This is a genomic window from Nocardioides sp. S-1144 (assembly GCF_005954645.2).
GTDB lineage: Bacteria > Actinomycetota > Actinomycetes > Propionibacteriales > Nocardioidaceae > Nocardioides > Nocardioides dongxiaopingii.
In genome coordinates, this window is the sequence record NZ_CP040695.2 from 3600947 (window position 1) to 3619477 (window position 18531).

An 18531-nucleotide genomic window follows, 5' to 3' on the forward strand; every position below is an offset into this window, starting at 1 on the left:
GAAACTCTCGCTCCCGTCACGAAACTTCACGACAGAAGCGTGAGTTTCACCGCCTCAGCGGTGAAACTCCTGTACCGCGGTCGCCTACAGCTCGAGCTCGTCGGCGAGCACGCGCAACAGCTGTGCGACGGGGGCGGCGGCCTTGTTGTCGGGGTGCCGGCCGTGCCGGTAGGCCTCACCCATGCCGTCGAGCAGCCGGATCAGGTCCTCGACGATCGGGACCATCTCCTCGGGGCGCTTGCGGCGGGCCTGCGACTGGTTGCGCGCGACCGAGGCGGGCTTCTCGAGCAGCCGCACCTGGAGCGCCTGGTCGCCCTTGCGTCCCTGGGCGATGCCGAACTCGACGCGCGCGCCGGGCTTGAGGGCCGTCGTGCCGGCCGGGAGCGCGTCGGCGTGCACGTAGACGTCGGGACCGCTCTCCTGGGACAGGAAGCCGAAGCCCTTGTCGACGTCGTACCACTTCACCTTGCCGTTCGGCACTGCTCTCCCCTGCTCCCTCTGCCCGGACGGACCGATCGTGCCCGAGGTCCCTCGAGCGAGCGTCACCCTATGCCACGTGCGCGTCGAGCCACGACGGGAAATCCCGCAGGTCGTCGAGGACGACGTGGGTGCCGGCCGCGAGCAGCTCCTCGCGGCTGCATCCGCCGGTCAGCACCGACACGCTGAGCGCGTCGGCGGCCAGCGCACCCTCGACGTCGTGCACGTGGTCGCCGACGTAGATCGAGGCCCCCTCGCGGCGCAGCGCGGCCGCCTTGCCGACGCCCCACACCCAGCCCTCGAGGACGTCGACCTCGACGCCGAGGTGGTCCAGGTGCAGCCGGGCGTTGGGCTCGTACTTGCCGGTGACGACGACGACCTTGCCGCCGTGGCGCCGCACGGCGGCCAGGGCCTCGGCCGCGCCGGCCAGCAGCGGCACCGACGCCACGGCGTGGTCGGGGTAGAGCGCACGGAAGCGGTCGCCGGCCGAGGCGAGGTCGGCGGCGGGCAGGTAGGGCCCGAGGACGACGTCCAGCGGCGGGCCGAGGACGGCGGTCATCGCCTCGACGGGGAAGGTCACGCCGAGCTCGTCGCCCAGCGCGGTGAGCACCGAGGTGAACCCCGGAACGGTGTCGATGAGGGTCATGTCGAGGTCGAACCCGACGACGAGCGGGCCCTGCGGAGCAGTCACCGGGCCAGGGTAGGAGACGGGCGAAGGGACCGGACCCGTGCGCCGGGCGTTCCGGTGGGTCACAATGGACGGCTCGACCACCAGGAGACGACGAGGGCAGGGGGACGACGTGACGCACCGACGACGGCGCCGGCACACCGCGGGGCGCACCGCCGCCCTGTGCGGCGCCCTCCTGGCGACGCTGCTCGTCCGGCCCGACGGCGCCGCGACCGCCGCCGAGGCACCCGCGGGACCCGCGCCCGAGGCAGTGCTGCACCTGGTCACGCTCCAGCCGGACGCCGACCAGGACGACGTCCTCGCCAGCCTCGACCTGCCCGACCCTGTCTACCGCTGGCACACCGCGTTGAACGGCTTCGCGGTCCGGCTCGACGCCGCGGGCGCCGCCGAGCTCGACGCCCTGCCCGACGTCGTCTCGGTCGAGGCCGACGAGGTGCGCGCGATGACGTCGGCGCCGGCGCTGCCCCCCTCGGGCCGGTTCGGCGACGGCCCGGCCACCGGCGGGTCGGGCGTCGTGATCGGCCTGGTCGACAGCGGCCTGGAACCCGACAGCCCGCTCTTCGCCCAGCGCAGCTCCGCGCGACGCCCCGCCGACTTCGACGGCGACTGCGCGGTGGCCGGCGACTGGGTCGCCGCCGAGTGCAACGGCAAGGTGGTCGCCGCGCGCTGGTACGTCGACGGGTTCGGCACCGACCGGCTCCGCGCCGCGAGCACCCTGTCGCCGCGCGACTCCGACGGCCACGGCACCCAGATGGCCTCGGTCGCCGCCGGCAACCCCGGCGTCCCGGTCGAGGTCGGGGGCGAGCGGCTCGGTGAGTTCGGCGGCATGGCCCCCGACGCGAGCCTGGCCGTCTACAAGGCCTGCTGGAGCGCGCCCGACCCCGCCGACGACGGCTGCTCGACCGCCGACGTGGTCACCGCCGTCGACGACGCCACCCGCGACGGCGTCGACGTCCTCAGCCTCGCCGTCGGCGGGACCGGGGTCCTCGACACCGTCGAGCGCGCCCTGCTCGGCGCCACCGAGGCCGGCGTCGTGGTGGTCGCCGCCGCCGGCAACGACGGCGCGGGCGCGACCGCCCACGCCTCCCCCTGGGTCACCACCGTCGGCGGCACCACCGGCGAGGCCCGGCGCGGCCGGGTGCTGCTCCCCGGCGTCGGGGCCGTCGGCGGTGCGATGCTCGCGCGGACGACGGTCGGCCCGGCCCGCGTCGTGCGCGCCGTCGACGTCGCCGCGCCCGGCGCCCGGCGCTCCGAGGCCCGCTACTGCACCCCCGGCAGCCTCGACGCCGCCCGCGTCGGCGGCGCCGTCGTGGTCTGCGACCGCGGCCGGGTCGGACGCGTCGACAAGTCCCGCGCTGTCGCGCTCGCCGACGGCGTCGCGATGGTGCTGCTCAACCGTCGCGCCGGGTCCGTCGACGCCGACGTCCACAGCGTGCCGACCGTGCACCTGCCGGTGCGCCACGCCGGCACCCTGCTGCGGTGGCTGCGCACCCACCCGGCCGGCCGCGTCACCCTGACGTCGGGCGGGGTCGTCGAGCGTCGGGTCAGGGTGGCCGAGTTCTCTGCCTCCGGCGCCGGCAGCGGCGTCCTCAAGCCGGACGTCGTGGCGCCCGGCACCGGCGTGCTCACCGCGGTCCCCGGCGGCGAGGGCTGGACCTTCACCACCGGCACCTCCGTCGCCACCGCCCACACCGCCGGCGTGGCCGCCACCCTGCTGGGCGACGGCCTGCGTCCCGCCGTGGTCCGCTCGGCCCTGGTCACCTCGGCCCGGCCCGTGCCCGGCACCCCGGTGCTGCGCAGCGGCGCCGGCCTCGTGCAGCCCGACCGGGCCCGCCGGCCCGGCCTGGCCTACCTCGTACCGCCGCAGGCCTACCGGTCCTGGCTCGACGGCCGGCGCACCGACCTGAACACCCCGACCCTCGTCCTCGCCGACGGCGACCGCGCCGCGCGCCGCACGATCACCAACGTCACCGGACGCCGGCTGTACTTCTCCTCCTCGGCGCGCGGGTTCCGACGCGACGTCAGCGTGCGCCCGGCCGCCGTCCGCCTCGGCCCGGGCGAGAGCGTCACCTTCCGGGTGCGCGTCTCCGGACCGGGCCGCAGCCGCCTCGACGACGGCGTCGTCGTCTGGCGCGGCGCGTCCGGCACGGTCACCCGCCTGCCCGTGGTGATCACCCGGTGACCGCCCGGCCCACGGCGCCGTCGCTCCCGCTGCGCACCGAGCGGCTCGTCCTGCGGCCCGCGCTGGAGTCCGACGTCGAGGCGCTGGTGGCCTACCGCGGTGACCCCGAGGTGTGTCGCTGGCTGCCCTTCGAACCGCAGGACGCAGGCGACGTCCGCGAGCGGGTGGCGGCCTGGCACCGGCACCTGGCCGCCGACCCCGCCGCCGACCAGGACGCCGACTGGGCCCTCACGCTGGTCGCCGACCACGAGGGCGTCGTCGTCGGCGACGTGATGCTCCGGCTCAAGGGCGGCACGCAGCGCTCGATCGCCGAGGTCGGCTACGTCTTCCACCCCGGCCACGGCGGCAGGGGCCTGGCCACCGAGGCCGCCCGCGCCGTCACCGGCCTGGCCTTCGACCACTTCGGCTGCCACCGCGTCCACGCCAACCTCGACCCCCGCAACGCCGCCTCGGCCCGCCTGTGCGAGCGGCTCGGCATGCGCCACGAGGCGCACCTGCGCCGCGACTGGTGGGACGACGGCGTCGGCGAGTGGACCGACTCAGCGATCTACGGCCTGCTCCGCGAGGAGTGGGACGCCGCGCGCTGACGCAGTCCTCCGGGGACCCGCGCCCACCTCAGCCCAGCCCGAGCTCGGCGGTGGACCGCTCGCGCATCTCGACCTTGCGGACCTTGCCGGTCACGGTCATCGGGAACTCGTCGACGACCAGGACGTAGCGCGGGATCTTGTAGTGCGCCAGGCGGTCGGTGGCGAAGGCGCGGACGGCGTCCGCGTCGAGGGGTTCGGCCCCCGGGCGCATCCGGATCCAGGCACAGAGCTCCTCGCCGTACCTCGCGTCGGGGACGCCGACGACCTGGACGTCCTCGATGTCGTCGTGCTGGTAGAGGAACTCCTCGATCTCGCGGGGGTAGATGTTCTCGCCGCCGCGGATGACCATGTCCTTGATCCGCCCGACGACCACGCAGTAGCCGTCCTCGCGCATCACCGCGAGGTCGCCGGTGTGCATCCAGCCGTCGGCGTCGACCGCCTCGGCGGTCTTGTCGGGGTCGTCCCAGTAGCCGGTCATCACCGAGTAGCCGCGGGTGCAGAGCTCACCGGTGGTGTCGCGCTCGACGGTCTCGCCGCTCACCGGGTCGACCACCTTGATCTCGACGTGGGGGTGGACCCGCCCGATGGTCGTCGTGCGCCGGTCGAGGTCGTCGTCGACCCGGGTCTGGCACGACACCGGCGAGGTCTCGGTCATGCCGTAGGCGATCGAGACCTCCGCCATGTGCATGTCGTCGATGCAGCGCCGCATCACCTCGACCGGGCAGATCGAGCCGGCCATGATCCCGCTGCGCAGCGACGACAGGTCGCGCTCGCCGAACGACGCGGCGCCCTGCATCGCGATGAACATCGTCGGGACGCCGTAGAGCACCGTGCACCGCTCCTCCTCCACGGCGCGCAGGGTCACCTCGGGGTCGAAGGCCGGCCCGGGGATCACCATCGTCGCGCCGTGGCTGGTGCAGCCGAGGTTCGCCATCACCATCCCGAAGCAGTGGTAGAACGGCACCGGGATGCAGAGCCGGTCGGCGTGGGTCAGCCCGATCGTCTCGGTCGTGAAGTAGCCGTTGTTGAGGATGTTGCGGTGGCTCAGCGTCGCGCCCTTGGGGTAGCCGGTCGTGCCCGAGGTGTACTGGATGTTGATCGGGTCGGACGGCGCCAGCCCGGCCCGCCGCGCGGCCATCGTGTCCTCGGCGACGTCCGCGCCGGCCGCGACCAGCGCGGCCCAGTCGTCGGTGTCGACGAAGACCGTGCGCTCCAGCCGGGGGCAGTCGCCGCGGACGGCCTCGACCATCGAGCGGTAGTCGCTGGTCTTGAACGCCGAGGCGGCCAGCAGCAGCCGCAGCCCGCTCTGGTTGACGGCGTAGGCGAGCTCGTGGGTGCGGTAGGCGGGGTTGACGTTGACCAGCACGATCCCGACGTCGGCGCAGGCGTACTGGGCGATCGTCCACTCGGCGCAGTTGGGCGACCAGATCCCGACCCGGTCGCCGGCGGCCAGCCCGGCCGCGACGAGGCCGCGGGCGACGGCGTCGACGTCGCGGGCCAGCTCGGTCCAGGTCCAGCGCCGGCCGCTGGCCACCTCGACCAGCGCCTCGCCGTCCGGCCAGGACGCGACGGTGCGCGCCAGGTTGGCGCCGATGGTCTCGTCGAGCAGCGGCTGGTCGGTCTCCCCGCGGGCGTAGGACTCCATGGGCAGAACGTAACCTGCGTCACGCCGCGCGGTCAGTGCCCCGCGACGAGCAGGCAGAACGGGTGCCCGGCCGGGTCGGCCAGCACGTAGAGCGGCTCGTCGTCGTCGGTGCGGTCGAGCCGCAGCGTCGCGCCGAGCTCCTCGGCGCGGCGGCGGTGCCGCTCGAGCGCGTCGACGTCGGGGACCCGGAAGTCGTGGTGCATCTGCTTCGGGACGTCGTCGCTGGGCCAGGTGGCCGGCTCGAGCCGGTCGACGCGCTGCACGGCGAGCACCCGGCGTCCGGCCGCGTCGAGCAGCACGAGCCAGTCGGCGTCGTCCTCGGGCGCGTCGGCGACCGGCTCGTCGCCCGGGCGGTAGTGCAGGCCGAGCAGGCGCCGGTAGAACTCCGCGAGCCCGCGGGCGTCGACCGCGTCGATCGCGGTGTGCATCAGGACGGGGTGGTCGGCCACGCCCTCACCGTACGTCGGCGACGACGGGGCCTGGCGTACATTCCCTGTCGTGCCAGATGACGACGAGCCGCGCCGACCCGACCTCGGGAAGACCGAACCCGCCGAGCCCGTCGCGACGCCCGCGCCCGAGCCGACCGCCGCGGCCGACCCCGACGACGGCGGCGCCACCGCCGCCGAGCGCGACACCCCCAAGCGGCGCGCGCCGCTGTGGCTGGAGACGGTCGTGCTGCTCGTCGTCGCGCTCGTGATGGCGCTGGTCATCAAGACCTTCCTCGTGCAGGCCTTCTACATCCCCTCGGCCTCGATGGAGCCGGGCCTGGTGAAGAACGACCGGATCCTGGTGCAGAAGGTGTCGTACTGGTTCGGCGGCTCGCCCTCGCGGGGCGACGTCATCGTCTTCGAGGACCCGGGCGGGTGGCTGACGGGCCCCGAGATCGGCCCGACGACGCTGCTGTCGAAGGGGCTGGCCAAGGTCGGGCTCTACCCGACCGGCGGCCACCTGGTGAAGCGGGTCATCGGCGTGCCCGGTGACACGGTCGTGTGCTGCGACGCCGACGGCCTGCTCGAGGTCAACGGCGTCGCGCTCGACGAGGACGAGTTCATCGCGCCGCAGCAGGACTGCGACGGCCCGATGCCCTACGGCCAGCGCGGCTGCCAGCGGGGCTGGGAGGTCACGGTGCCCGACGACCGGCTGTTCGTGATGGGCGACAACCGGGCCGCCTCGGCGGACTCCTCGGCGCGGCTGTGCGGGCCGAAGGAGCAGGGCTGCGCCCCCGACCGGCCGTTCGTGCCGCTCGACAACGTCGTGGGCAAGGTGTTCTCGCTGGTCTGGCCGATGGACCACGTGCGCTTCGTCGGGCGTCCCGACGTCTTCGACTCGGTGCCCGACGCCCCGTAGGCGCCCTCAGGCGTCCTTGGCGACCGTCATGGTGCGGTCGCCGAAGCGGACCGTGTCACCGTCGACCAGCGTCGAGGGGCGCCCGGCCGTGAGCGACTTCGACACGCCCTGACGCACCACGACCGACCCGTTGGTCGACCCGCGGTCCATCACGACCAGCGCACCGTCGGGGACGACCTGGAACTGCGCGTGGGTCTTCGACAGCGACATGTCGGAGGAGCGCAGCGGCACCAGGTGGGTCACCGGCTCGCCGGCGCGAGCCTCCGGACGGCGTCCGACCAGCGCGAGACCGTCGACGACGAACGTCTCCCCCGTGTCGAAGGTGACCCGCCAGCGCGGCGCCGGTGGCGTCGCCGAGGTGGCGCGGTGCGAGCGCGGCGGCGCGGCCGGCGGGCCCGGCACCGGGACCGGCGCGGGCGGCGGGGCGGCGGGGCGCGCGGCCGGCGTCGGGACGACGGCCGGCGCGGGCGCGGGCGTGGGCGCAGCAGCCGGGGTGCGCACCGGTGCCGGCGCGGGCGCGGGCGCCGGGGGCGGTGCGGGGGCCGGCTCGGGCCGGCCGGACGGGGCGGGGCGACCGCTCGGCGCCGGCACGGGCACCGGCGGGGCCACCGGTGGCGCGGGCCGCAGCCGCATCGCGGTGAGGTTCACGATCGCGTGCGGACGGTCGTCCTCGGCCTCGACGACCGGCGCCGGCCGGACGTCGACCACGACGGCGCCGCTCATCCGGTCGTGGCCGCCGCGACGGCGTCCGCCGGGGTCCATGACGGCGGTCCAGGCCAGGGTGGCCAGCCCGAGCCCGAGGGTCGGGAGGGTGAACATGCCGAGGACGGCGGTGCGCACCAGCGCCTTGGAGACGCCGATCGGGCGTCCGTCGCCGTCGCGGACCACGCGCAGACCGACCAGGGCCTTGCCCGGCGAGGTGCCGGCGACGCCGAGGAGCACGGCGAAGACCAGCGAGACGAGGAGCACCGTGCCGACCACCGCGCCGATGCCGGCGCCGACCTTGTCGTCGTCGAAGAGGTAGCGCCACGCGAGGTAGCCGGCACCGACGAACAGTCCCCACGCCACGACACGGTCGATGGCGAAGGCGTAGAACCGTCGGTCGAGCTCGGCAGCGGGGTAGCTGACCGCCTCCGGAGGAGGAGCGGGGTGGTTCATCGGGCCCTCTCCAGGGATCAGGGGTGTGCGACCTGGATGGTGACGCCGTCACCGAGGTTGACCGTCGCGCCGGGAAGGACCTGCACGGCGATGCCGGGCTTGAGCTCCTCGGGGCCGAGGCCGGGCTGCACCAGCACGGTGCCGTTGGTCGAGCCCATGTCGGTCACGACGGCGCTGCCGTGGTCGGCGCCCGACCCGGGCCGGAACTCGACGTGGGTCGAGGAGATCTCGTGCAGCGGGCTCGGGACGGTGACCAGCGTCGGCTGGTCGGTGGTGGTGAAGCGCCGCGCCTCGGGGGCCCGGCCGACCAGGACCACGCGGTCGACGTCGACGACGTCGCCGTTGGAGATCATCAGCCGGGCCACCGAGCGACCGATGCTCGGCGCCATCGGCTGCCCGGCGATCCCGGGCTGCGAGCGCGCGAACTCGCCGCCGTCGACGCCGGCCTGGGTGAGCCCGTCGTGGTCGACGGGCACCACGGGTCCGGGGTCGGACAGGGCGTCGTGGGCGGGGGCCTCGTCGGCGGTCGGCGGCGCCGGCGGCACGAACGCCGGCGGCGGGGGCGGCGGGGTCGACCCGGGCCAGGCCGGCGGGGCCGGCGGCGAGGGCGGCGCCGGCGGCCAGGACGGCGCGGCGTCGGCCGGGTCCACCGGCTCGACCGGGTCGGCGTCGGCGGCGGGCTCCGGGCTGCCCATGTTGGTGGTGTCGCCGTCGTCGTCGAGCGGGGACGACTCGGCCTCGGCGAGGTCGAGCAGCTCGGTCGCCGGGGGCTCCTCGGGCTCGGGCTCGGGCTCGGGCTCCGGCTCCGGCTCCGGCTCCGGCTCGGGCTCGGGCTCCGGCTCGGCGGGCTTCTCGAGGGGCGGGCCCACGGGCGGGATGATCGTGTCGGGGTCGCCGGCGTACGGCGCCGGCACGGCGGCGGCCTCGACGACGGGCTCCGGCTCCGGCTCCGGCTCGGGCTCCGGCTCCGGCTCGGGCTCCGCGGCGACCGGCGCCAGCTCCTCCGGCTCCGCGGCGGGCGACGCCACCGACGTGGTGTGCGGCGGCAGGTCGACGCGGCCGACGCGGACCAGGCCGCCGTGGATCGGGAGGTCGTCGGCGTCGGGGTCGCCGCCGTCGACGACGACGCTCAGCGCGGTCACCTCGGCGAGCGTGCGCTCGACCCACGTGGAGACCGTGGAGCCGTCGAGCTCGAAGGTCTCACCGCCGGCGGTCACGCTCGCGTGCACCGAGGCGCCGCGGACCAGGATCTTGGTCGGGCCGTCGCCGCTGCCCACCAGCACGAAGCCCGAGAGCGCACCGAGCCCGGACTGCAGGAGGGCGTCGAGGACGTCGTCGAAGCCGGCGCCGTCGTCGATGCGCGACCACAGCTCGGCGACCCGTGCCTTCTCGGTCGCCGGCAGCACCAGGGTCGTCGCGGCCCCGAAGACGCCGAACCACGATCCGGGTCGGTAGGACCAGGTGCCCGGGTGCTCGCTCATGGCAGCGCTCCCAACTTCTGCTCGAGACTCTCGCGCTGCGCGTCGGAGTCGTACGGTCGATCGTCGGCCAATCCCACCACATCGACGACGACGGCCGTCGCGTTGTCACGTCCACCGGCCGCCACGGCGGCCGCGACGACCCGGTCGGCGGCGTCACGCGGATCGGAGGTGCTGAGCAGGATCTCGGCGATCGCGGCGTCGTCGATCATGCCGCTGACGCCGTCGGAGCACAGCATCAGCCGCTCCGCCCCCGACAGCGGCAGCACGAAGTAGTCGGCCTCGGCACTGCCCCCGCCCCCGAGCGCGCGGGTGATGATGTGCCGCTCCGGGTGCACGGCGGCGTCGTCGGCGGTGATCACCCCGGCCTCGACGAGCTCCTGGACGACGCTGTGGTCGACGCTGACCTGGTCGAGGACGCCGTCGTTGATGCGGTAGATGCGGGAGTCGCCGAGGTTGGCCAGCAGCCACTTCGGCTCGGTCGACTGCTCGATGAGCAGCGCCACGACGGCCGTGGTGCCGGCGGCGAAGTCGTGGGCACCGGCGGCGCGCTGCCCGGCGTCGTACTCGCCGATACGGGCCTGGGCGGTGCGCAGGGTCTCGGCGATGATGTCGGGGCCCCGGTTCGGGTCGTAGCCGGCGTCGGCCAGCCGGCCGAACTCCTCCACCACGAGGCGGCTCGCGACGTCGCCGCGGTCGTGGCCGCCCATGCCGTCGGCGACGACGAAGACCGGTGGGGCGACGAGGAAGGAGTCCTCGTTGACCTGGCGCACCAGTCCGACGTCGGTGGCCGCGCCGTGGTGCAGCTCGACGCCGGTCACGAGACGTCCCCGGACGCCGCGAGGCGCCCTTGTAGCGTTGAGCAGATGGCCACCAGGGACGACGCGGGGTTCCGCACGCTCGCCGACCAGCTGCGCAGCTGGAGCGACGAGCGCGTCGCACGACTGCTCACCGCCCGACCCGACCTGACCACACCCGCCCCTCACGACTTCGGACAACTGGCGTCTCGTGCCGCGGTCCGTGCGTCGCTCTCGCGCGCACTCGACACCCTGACCCGACTCGAGCTCTCCGTGCTTGATGCCCTCGTGGTCGCCGGTCAAACCACGGCCGCCGACGTGCGCTCCATCATCCTCGCCGAGCCGGCCGCTGTCGACGCGACGCTCGGGCGACTGGTCGACCTGGCGCTGGTGTGGCACACGCGCGACGGCGGGCTCCGCGTGCTCTCCGGCGTGGCCGACGCCCTGGCGTCGGGTCCCGGCGCCAGCGGGCTGCGGCCGCGCTCGGCCGACGCCCCCGCTCCCGAGGTCGTCGCGGCCCGGCTGGCGGAGGTCTCCCCCGCCGCCCGGGCGATGCTCGAGCACGTCGTGGACGCCGGCGGCGAGGCCACCGGCGGCTCGGCCCGGCTCACCGTCCTCCCCGAGGACGCCGCCACCCCGGCCGAGGAGCTCATCGCCCGCCGTCTCCTCCTCCCCCGCACCGGCGGCGGCCTGCTGGTCGCACCCGGCGAGGTCGGGCTGGCCCTGCGCGGGGGCCGCACGACGACCGAGCCGGTCGACGTCGTCCCGCCGATCGCGGTGGCCGAGCGGTCGGCGGCGCTGGTCGACCGCACCGCGGCCGGCGCGGCGTTCGAGATCGTCCGGCAGGTCGAGCTGCTGCTCGACCAGTGGGGCGCGCACCCACCGCACGTGCTGCGCAGCGGCGGGCTGGGCGTCCGCGACCTCAAGGCGGCGACCTCCCTCCTGGCCGTCGACGAGCAGCGCGCGGCGCTGGTCGTCGAGACGGCGTCGGTCGCCGGGCTGCTGGGCCACCGTGCCGACGCCGACGGCAACTCGGTCTGGGTCCCCACCGACGCCTTCGACGCCTGGATCGCCGAGGCCCCGGCCGCGCGCTGGGCGACCCTGGTGCGGGCGTGGCTCGAGAGCCCACGCCTGCCGGGGATGGTCGGCACCCGCGACCCGGCCGGCAAGACGTGGAACGCCCTCGCGCCCGAGCTGGCGTCGTACGCGATGGCCGAGGCGCGCGCCGGGACGCTCGAGGCCCTCGCCTCGCTGCCCCCGGGCCAGGTCCTGGCCGCCGGCACCGGGTTGCCGTCGCTGGTCGAGCAGGTGGCGTGGCACCGGCCGCGCCGGCCGCGCTCGCGCGCCCAGCAGGTCGCGTGGGCGATGTCGGAGGCGGCGGCGTTCGGCGTGGTCGGGCTCGACGCGCTGGCGTCCTACGCCCGGGTGCTCGTGGCCGGCGACGACCCCGTGCCGGCGCTCGCCGGGCTGCTGCCCGAGCCGGTCGACCACGTGCTGATCCAGGCCGACCTGACCGCCGTCGCGCCCGGCCCGCTCGAGGCGGCGCTGGCGCGGCAGCTCCAGCTCGTCGCCGACGTCGAGTCCCGCGGCGGCGCGACGGTCTACCGCTTCACGCCCGGCTCGGTGCGCCGCGCGCTCGACGTCGGCTGGACCGCCGTCGAGGTGCACGCCTTCCTCGACGAGGTCTCCCGCACGCCGGTCCCGCAACCGCTGACCTACCTCGTCGACGACACCGTGCGCACCTTCGGCACGGTGCGCGTCGGGCACGCCGAGGCGTTCCTGCGCGCCGACGACGAGTCGGCGCTGAGCGAGCTGCTCCACCACCCGCAGTCGCGCGGGCTCGGGCTGCGGCGGATCGCCCCGACCGTGCTCATCAGCACCATCCCGGTCGAGGTGCTGCTCCCCCGCCTCCGCGACCTCGGGGTCGCTCCCGTCGTCGAGTCGCCCGACGGCACGGTCCAGGTGCTGCGGCCCGACGTGCTCCGGGCCCGCACCCCCAAGGACCGCGGCCCGTCGCTGCGGTCGGTGCGCGGCTCGGCCCGGGTCGCCTCGGTGGTCGCCGCGATCCGCTCCGGCGACCGGGTCGCCGCGGTCCGGCCGACCACCCCGACGACGCCGCTGACGCCGTCCGGAGCGCTGGCGGCGCTGCGCGAGGCGATCGAGGCCCGCGTCACCGTCCTGATCGGCTACGTCGACAACCAGGGCGTCTCCTCCGAGCGGGTCGTCGACCCCCGCACGATCGAGGGCGGGTCGCTGCAGGCCTACGACCACCGCGCCGACGACGTCCGCGCGTTCGCGGTGCACCGGATCACGACCGTGCGCCCGCTGTCGCCGTCGGCCTGAGCGCCCCGGGGCCTAGAACCCGGTCGTGCACCAGGGCTCGGGGCCGACGTCGGCCATCCGGGCCCACCGCTGCACCGCGGACGACTCGCCGAGCAGGCGCCCGGCCGCGGCCAGCACGTCGGTGGTGACGCCGCCGAGGTAGAGCGCACCGAGGGTGTCGGCGGACAGCCGGAGGTCGGCGGCGTCCTCGGTGGCCCCGACCCGGGCGACGCCGTCCACGACCTCGACCCGCCACCGCCCGGCGGCGTGGCCGAGCGCGTCGTCGACGTCGAGCACGACCGAGCCGTCGGCACCCCACGCGCGGGCGCCGAGGGCCGCGGGGACGTCGAGCACCCGCACCCAGAGCAGGTCCGCGACCTTCGTCGTGGTCACGACGCGCGGGTCGGTGAGCGCCCAGTCGAGGACGCCGGACAGCGGGGCGCGCCGCCAGCGCGCCTGCTCGACCAGGTCGATGTCGGCCAGCTGCCGCCACAGCGCCAGCTGCACCTCCGGGGTCAGCCCGACCAGGTCGACCACGTCGATGGTCTCGCGGCCCTCGACCTGGCCGGCCAGGCTCCACAGCGCGTAGCCGTCGGCGGCGCCGCCGGCGTCGAGGTGGAGGACGGCGCGCAGCTTGCGGTTCTCGCTGCCGGACTCCCAGTCGAAGGCGCCGGTGAGGATGGACTCGTAGAACTGCGGGCGGCCCACCGCCCCGCGCGTGGCCGCGGCGTGGGCGGCGAAGACCCGCCGCACGTGCGGCCAGGCCGTCGCGGGGTCGACGAGCGTGAAGGTGCCCGGCGGCGCGGGCTCACGGCGCAGGGCGAAGCGGGCGCCGAGGTCGACGACGACGTGGCGCAGCCGGGTGCCGAGGCCGAAGCCGAAGCGGCCGTAGATGCTGCCCTCGGACACGGTGAGCGCGGCCAGCGGTCGCCCCTGGGCCACCGCGTGGGCCAGGTCGTCGGTCATCAGCCGGCGGGCCAGGCCGCGGCGCCGGTGGGTGGGCGCGACGGTCACGTCGGTGATCATGTGCAGCGGCAGCGACCGGCCCGGCGCCACCGTGATCTCCCCCTGCCAGCTCGCCAGGGTCCCGACCGGCACCTCGGCGCCGGGCAGCGTGGTCTCGGGACGCCAGGCCCCGGCGACGCGGGCGGACTGGGCGACGGCGTTGTCGACCAGGCGCCGGGTGCGGCCGTCGTCGGGGCGGGCCTCGAGGAAGCTGCGGTGCACGGCCTCGCTCCAGGCCTCCACCCGCGCGCGACCGGCCTCGGACTCGTCACCGACGTCGAGGACGCCGTGCAGCAGCTCGGACATGCCGTCGACCCTACGGCCGCCCGCCGCCTCCGTAGACTCGTGCGGTGAACACCGGCCCGCTCATCGTCCAGTCGGACAAGACCCTCCTGCTCGAGATCGACCACGAGCAGGCGGCCGACTGCCGCAAGGCGATCGCGCCGTTCGCCGAGCTCGAGCGCTCCCCCGAGCACGTCCACACCTACCGGCTGACGCCGCTGGGGCTGTGGAACGCCCGCGCGGCCGGGCACGACGCCGAGCAGGTCGTCGACATCCTGCTCACCTACAGCCGCTACGCCGTCCCGCACTCGCTGCTCGTCGACGTCGCCGAGACGATGGCGCGCTACGGCCGGCTGCGCCTGGAGAAGCACCCGGTGCACGGCCTGGTGCTCGCCAGCAACGACCGGCCGGTGCTCGAGGAGGTGCTGCGCGCCAAGAAGATCGCCGGGATGCTCGGCAACCGGATCGACGACGACACCGTCGCCGTCCACGCCTCCGAGCGCGGCAACCTCAAGCAGGCGCTGCTCAAGCTGGGGTGGCCGGCGGAGGACTTCGCCGGCTACGTCGACGGCGAGGCCCACGCGATCGCGCTCGACGAGACCGAGTGGCACCTGCGCGACTACCAGCGCCAGGCGGCCGACTCGTTCTGGCACGGGGGCTCGGGCGTCGTCGTCCTGCCCTGTGGCGCCGGCAAGACCCTGGTCGGCGCCGCGGCCATGGCCCACGCCCAGGCGACCACGCTGATCCTGGTCACCAACACCGTGAGCGCGCGGCAGTGGAAGGACGAGCTGATCAAGCGCACCTCGTTGACCGAGGACGAGATCGGCGAGTACTCCGGCACCGTCAAGGAGATCCGGCCGGTCACCATCGCGACCTACCAGGTGATGACGACCAAGCGCGGCGGCGCCTACCGCCACCTCGAGCTGCTCGACGCCCGCGACTGGGGCCTCATCGTCTACGACGAGGTGCACCTGCTGCCCGCGCCGATCTTCCGGATGACGGCCAACCTCCAGGCGCGGCGCCGGATCGGGCTGACCGCGACCCTGGTGCGCGAGGACGGCCGCGAGGGCGACGTGTTCTCGCTGATCGGGCCGAAGCGGTTCGACGCCCCGTGGAAGGACATCGAGGCGCAGGGCTGGATCGCCCCGGCCGACTGCGTCGAGGTCCGGGTGACCCTGCCGACGTCGGAGCGGCTGGTCTACGCCGTCGCCGAGCCCGAGGAGCGCTACCGCCTCGCCTCCTGCACCCACGAGAAGATCCAGGTGGTCCGCGACCTCGTCGCCGCCCACGGTGACCAGCCGACGCTGGTCATCGGGCAGTACATCGACCAGCTCGACGAGCTCGCCGAGAAGCTCGACGCCCCGGTCATCAAGGGCGAGACCCCGGTCAAGGAGCGCCAGCGCCTCTTCGAGGCGTTCCGCTCCGGCGAGATCGGCCTGCTCGTGGTGTCGAAGGTCGCGAACTTCTCCATCGACCTGCCCTCGGCCGAGGTCGCGATCCAGGTGTCCGGCTCGTTCGGCTCGCGCCAGGAGGAGGCCCAGCGTCTGGGCCGGCTGCTGCGTCCCAAGGACGACGGCAAGACCGCGCACTTCTACACGATCGTCTCCCGCGACACCGTCGACGCCGACTTCGCCCAGAACCGGCAGCGCTTCCTCGCCGAGCAGGGCTACGCCTACCGGATCGTCGACGCCGAGGACCTGCCGGCCTGACCGGGCCGGGATTTCCCCGGTCGACCGGGGAAGTCTGAACTTGTCGGCCGGGATCCCGGCCGACAAGTTCAGGTTTGAGCCGTCCAGTCGGGCCTCAGCGGTCGCGGACGACGACGGTGGCCCGGCGCGAGCGGCCCACCCCGCTGGCGTACCGGATCGTCAGCCGCTCGACGCCCTCGCGTCGGGCGTCGGCGCGGACCGGGATCACGATCCGTGCCGTCGTCCCGCCGGCCCGGATCCGGGTGCCGAGGGTGATCTGGCACCGGTGGAGCGCCTGCGTGCAGCTCCCGTCGGGCGTCACCCGGCGCAGCCACGCGGCCGGCACGTCGGCTCCGCTCAGCAGCGGGCCCGGCCCCCGCACGACCGTGAGGTTCGGGTACAGGTCGTCCCCGAGCGGCGCGGAGAGCCGGACGGTCAGCACGACCGAGGCCCCCTCCCGCACCGAGCGGGTCAGGCGGACCCGGACCTTCGGCAGCGGGTCGTCATCACGGACGGTGAGGCTGCCCTGGTAGACGTCGGTGGCGAGGTTGCGCGCGGGCCAGGCGGTGATCTGCACCGGGCCACCCCCACCGTGGACGTCGTCGACGAGGTACGGGACCGGGATCGTGCCCGAGGTCTGCCCCGGGGCGACGTCGACGGAGAACCGCTGGCGGCTCTCGAGCGTCTGGCCGGTGGTGACGACGGTCATCCGGGCCGGCGCGGTGACGTCGCCGGTGATCGTGAACGGGACCCGGGCGATCCGGCGGACGGTCCGGCGCCCCGGCGGGTCGCCCTCGTCGATCCTCAGCCGGCCGAGGCTCACCTGCGGAGCCCGGGTCGCGGGGACGGCGGCCAGGACGGCGGGCGCGGCCGCGACGTCGGCGACCCAGACCCGGCCCCGGGTGGAGCGTCCGACGAGCTCGACGGAGCGGACGTCGGTGAGGTCGATCCCGGTGGCGCCGGCGGCGTCCACGAGCACGGCCTGGGCCCACAGCTTGGTCGCCTCGCCGGCGTCCAGCAGCGGCGCGAGGCGCCGGCCGCCGTCCGGGTCGAGGGTGACGGTGCCGCCCGCGCCGTCGGTGAGCCGGACCTGCAGGTCCACCGTCCCGCGCCGCGGGTCGACGATCGTGCGGAGCGCGAGCCGGTCGGTGCTCAGGTCGAGCGGCCGGTCGAAGCGCAGGCCGCCGACCGCACCGGCGCGGGACCAGTCGAGCTCGAGGAAGGCACGGGTCGGGATGGGCTCGTAGGACGAGGACCAGTGCGGCGCGACGAACCTGCGGATGCCGGAGCCGCAGTCGGCGACCGGGCCGGTGGCCTCCGAGACGCGCCCGGTGCAGATCCGGGTCCGCGCGCCGCCGCCGGCCAGCGTCGGGGTGGCCTCAATCCCCGGACGACGCACGTCGCGGCCGCCGCCGAGGGCGTGGCTGCGGACGACGGCGTCCCCGGTCGACGGCACCGACACCGCCGAGCCGTCGAAGAGGGGCAGGTAGGCGTCGTCGCCGGTGAACAACCGGACGGCGGCCGCGACGTAGGCCTTGCCGACGTCGCGCTGCCCGCGGGCCGAGAGCCGGTCGGGCGCGCGTCGTCCGCAGGCCGCGTCGGGGTCGGCACCCCAGTCGTCGTTGGCCGGGGCCACCGCGGTGCCCGGCGTCCACTCGGTGTTGAAGAAGTTGTGGTTGGCGCCCATCACCAGCAGCGAGCTCTTCAGGGAGGTGTCGTCGGTGGCGAGGTCGCGGGCGGTGTCGGTGAACTTCTGGCCCTGGATGTCGAACACGTCGCCGTCGCAGTAGGGCAGCACCGTCGCGGTCGGCACGTAGGGCGCGGTGTGCGAGGCGAAGTCGGTCGGCGCGATGAGCACCTGCCCGGCAACCCGGTACGGCGCGGAGAGCGGGATCTCGATCGAGGCGCGGTCGACGCCCTCCCCGCCACGGCTGTGACCGACCAGGACGACCTGGTCGAGGTCGACCTGGTGCGCGGCCGCGAGCGTCGTCCAGTGGTCGAGGTGCTCGCGGACGATCCGGGCGCGGGCGTCGGCGCCGCCGTCGTCGAGCCCGCCGTCCTGGGCGTTGATGCCGTTGACCCGGACCGAGACCGTGGCGTAGCCCTGCGAGGCGAGCAGCTGCTGCACGTAGACGTAGCCCAGGTGGCTCGGGATCTCCTCGAACCGGCCGCGGCACGGCCAGCGCCGGGCATAGGCGTCGTCGTCGTCGGGGTCGTAGCAGACCTCGTGCCGCCCGTGCAGGAACACGACGAGCGGACGCGGTCCGGTCGCGGCCGAGGCGGCCGGCTCGACGACGTGGCCGACCATCTCGATCGGCTGGGGCATGCCGGGCACCCGCACGCCGGGCAGCCGGTAGTCGCTGCTGACCGTGGGGAACGGACCGGCGGCGCCGGGGTCGGGCGCGTCGAGCGGGGTGGCGCGCGGTGCGGCCAGCGGTCTGCCGGACGCCGGGCCGGCCGGGTCGGAGCCGGCCTCGTCGAGCCGGTCGCCGGACAGGACGACGTCCAGGTCGGCGGGGTCGGGCGCGGCCTCGGCGGTGACGACCGCCCGCACCGTGCGGCCGTCGGCCGCCGTCGTCGTCGGGCCGAACGTGAGTCCGGCGCCGCTGATCGTGGGGCGGTCGGAGTTCAGCGGCAGGACGTCGGGCGCGGTCCACGACACCGTGAACCGGCCGTCGCCGAGCGCGGTGACCCCCCACTCGCCCACCTCCCCCGCGTCCGGCTCGGCGGCCGAGGACGCGGGGGCCGGGGCCGCGGACGTCGGGGCCGCGAGAGTCGGAGACGCGGACGCCGGGCTCGCGGACGCCGGGGCGAGGGTCACGCCGAGCGCTGCGGCGGCGACGACGGCGAGCAGGCGGCGGGTGGTGGTCATGCC

14 protein-coding genes are annotated in these 18531 nt (G+C 75.3%); 5 read left to right on the forward strand and 9 right to left on the reverse strand.

The genetic code is table 11. The features are described from left to right. Positions 1 to 84: 84 nt before the first annotated feature. The gene (locus FE634_RS16960) at positions 85 to 480 is read right to left on the reverse strand and encodes a cold-shock protein (RefSeq protein WP_137295461.1); all 396 of its coding nucleotides are present in this window, start codon (positions 478 to 480) and stop codon (positions 85 to 87) included. A gap of 67 nt (positions 481 to 547) precedes the next feature. Then, on the reverse strand, positions 548 to 1168 hold the full coding sequence (locus FE634_RS16965; RefSeq protein WP_246060944.1) for an HAD family hydrolase: 621 nt from the start codon (positions 1166 to 1168) through the stop codon (positions 548 to 550). Positions 1169 to 1277: 109 nt separating this feature from the next. On the opposite strand from FE634_RS16965, the gene FE634_RS16970 reads away from it, so the two are divergent. Continuing rightward, positions 1278 to 3347 carry a S8 family serine peptidase gene (locus tag FE634_RS16970; RefSeq protein ID WP_187366736.1) on the forward strand — a complete coding sequence of 690 codons (2070 nt, stop codon included), beginning with the start codon at positions 1278 to 1280 and terminating at the stop codon, positions 3345 to 3347. Further along, a complete protein-coding gene (locus FE634_RS16975) occupies positions 3344 to 3934 on the forward strand; it encodes a GNAT family N-acetyltransferase (protein WP_138876557.1) in 591 nt (196 codons plus the stop codon). The genes FE634_RS16970 and FE634_RS16975 overlap by 4 nt, the downstream gene beginning before the upstream one ends. A gap of 28 nt (positions 3935 to 3962) precedes the next feature. Here FE634_RS16975 and FE634_RS16980 read toward each other — a convergent pair whose 3' ends face one another. Further along, on the reverse strand, positions 3963 to 5579 hold the full coding sequence (locus FE634_RS16980) for an AMP-binding protein (protein ID WP_138876558.1): 1617 nt from the start codon (positions 5577 to 5579) through the stop codon (positions 3963 to 3965). 32 nt (positions 5580 to 5611) lie between these two features. Then, positions 5612 to 6028 (reverse strand): VOC family protein, encoded by a 417-nt coding sequence (locus FE634_RS16985; RefSeq protein ID WP_187366737.1) that lies wholly within the window; start codon positions 6026 to 6028, stop codon positions 5612 to 5614. A 49-nt stretch (positions 6029 to 6077) separates the two neighbouring features. Between FE634_RS16985 and lepB the strand changes: the two genes are divergently transcribed. Next, positions 6078 to 6926, forward strand: coding sequence for a signal peptidase I (lepB, locus tag FE634_RS16990; RefSeq protein WP_138876559.1), 849 nt, complete (start codon positions 6078 to 6080; stop codon positions 6924 to 6926). Positions 6927 to 6932: 6 nt separating this feature from the next. On the opposite strand, the gene FE634_RS16995 is transcribed toward lepB, so the two are convergent. From FE634_RS16995 to FE634_RS17005, 3 genes are read right to left on the reverse strand one after another with little or no spacing between them, the layout of a single operon-like run. Then, a complete protein-coding gene (locus FE634_RS16995; protein ID WP_138876560.1) occupies positions 6933 to 8084 on the reverse strand; it encodes an RDD family protein in 1152 nt (383 codons plus the stop codon). Between the two features lie 17 nt (positions 8085 to 8101). Then, positions 8102 to 9565 carry an FHA domain-containing protein gene (locus FE634_RS21175; protein ID WP_187366738.1) on the reverse strand — a complete coding sequence of 488 codons (1464 nt, stop codon included), beginning with the start codon at positions 9563 to 9565 and terminating at the stop codon, positions 8102 to 8104. Next, complete coding sequence (locus FE634_RS17005; RefSeq protein WP_137295517.1) at positions 9562 to 10383, reverse strand: PP2C family protein-serine/threonine phosphatase; 822 nt, start codon at positions 10381 to 10383, stop codon at positions 9562 to 9564. The genes FE634_RS21175 and FE634_RS17005 overlap by 4 nt, the downstream gene beginning before the upstream one ends. A 45-nt stretch (positions 10384 to 10428) precedes the next feature. On the opposite strand from FE634_RS17005, the gene FE634_RS17010 reads away from it, so the two are divergent. Continuing rightward, positions 10429 to 12702 carry a helicase C-terminal domain-containing protein gene (locus FE634_RS17010; protein ID WP_148240797.1) on the forward strand — a complete coding sequence of 758 codons (2274 nt, stop codon included), beginning with the start codon at positions 10429 to 10431 and terminating at the stop codon, positions 12700 to 12702. Between the two features lie 12 nt (positions 12703 to 12714). Here FE634_RS17010 and FE634_RS17015 read toward each other — a convergent pair whose 3' ends face one another. Next, positions 12715 to 13992: a GNAT family N-acetyltransferase gene (locus tag FE634_RS17015; protein ID WP_138876561.1), complete on the reverse strand. Its 1278-nt coding sequence runs from the start codon at positions 13990 to 13992 to the stop codon at positions 12715 to 12717. A 44-nt stretch (positions 13993 to 14036) separates the two neighbouring features. On the opposite strand from FE634_RS17015, the gene FE634_RS17020 reads away from it, so the two are divergent. After that, positions 14037 to 15677 (forward strand): DNA repair helicase XPB, encoded by a 1641-nt coding sequence (locus FE634_RS17020; protein WP_148240798.1) that lies wholly within the window; start codon positions 14037 to 14039, stop codon positions 15675 to 15677. A 94-nt stretch (positions 15678 to 15771) separates the two neighbouring features. Here FE634_RS17020 and FE634_RS17025 read toward each other — a convergent pair whose 3' ends face one another. Then, entirely contained in the window at positions 15772 to 18528 is a 2757-nt protein-coding gene (locus tag FE634_RS17025) for an alpha/beta hydrolase (protein ID WP_148240799.1), read from the reverse strand. Between the last annotated feature and the right edge of the window lie 3 nt (positions 18529 to 18531).

Coding starts and splice junctions, on each gene's coding strand:
- FE634_RS17015 (WP_138876561.1), bottom strand. CDS start 13,992: ATGTCCGAGCTGCTGCACGGCGTCCTCGACGTCGGTGACGAGTCCGAG.
- FE634_RS16980 (WP_138876558.1), bottom strand. CDS start 5,579: ATGGAGTCCTACGCCCGCGGGGAGACCGACCAGCCGCTGCTCGACGAG.
- FE634_RS21175 (WP_187366738.1), bottom strand. CDS start 9,565: ATGAGCGAGCACCCGGGCACCTGGTCCTACCGACCCGGATCGTGGTTC.
- FE634_RS16995 (WP_138876560.1), bottom strand. CDS start 8,084: ATGAACCACCCCGCTCCTCCTCCGGAGGCGGTCAGCTACCCCGCTGCC.
- FE634_RS17010 (WP_148240797.1), top strand. CDS start 10,429: ATGGCCACCAGGGACGACGCGGGGTTCCGCACGCTCGCCGACCAGCTG.
- FE634_RS17025 (WP_148240799.1), bottom strand. CDS start 18,528: ATGACCACCACCCGCCGCCTGCTCGCCGTCGTCGCCGCCGCAGCGCTC.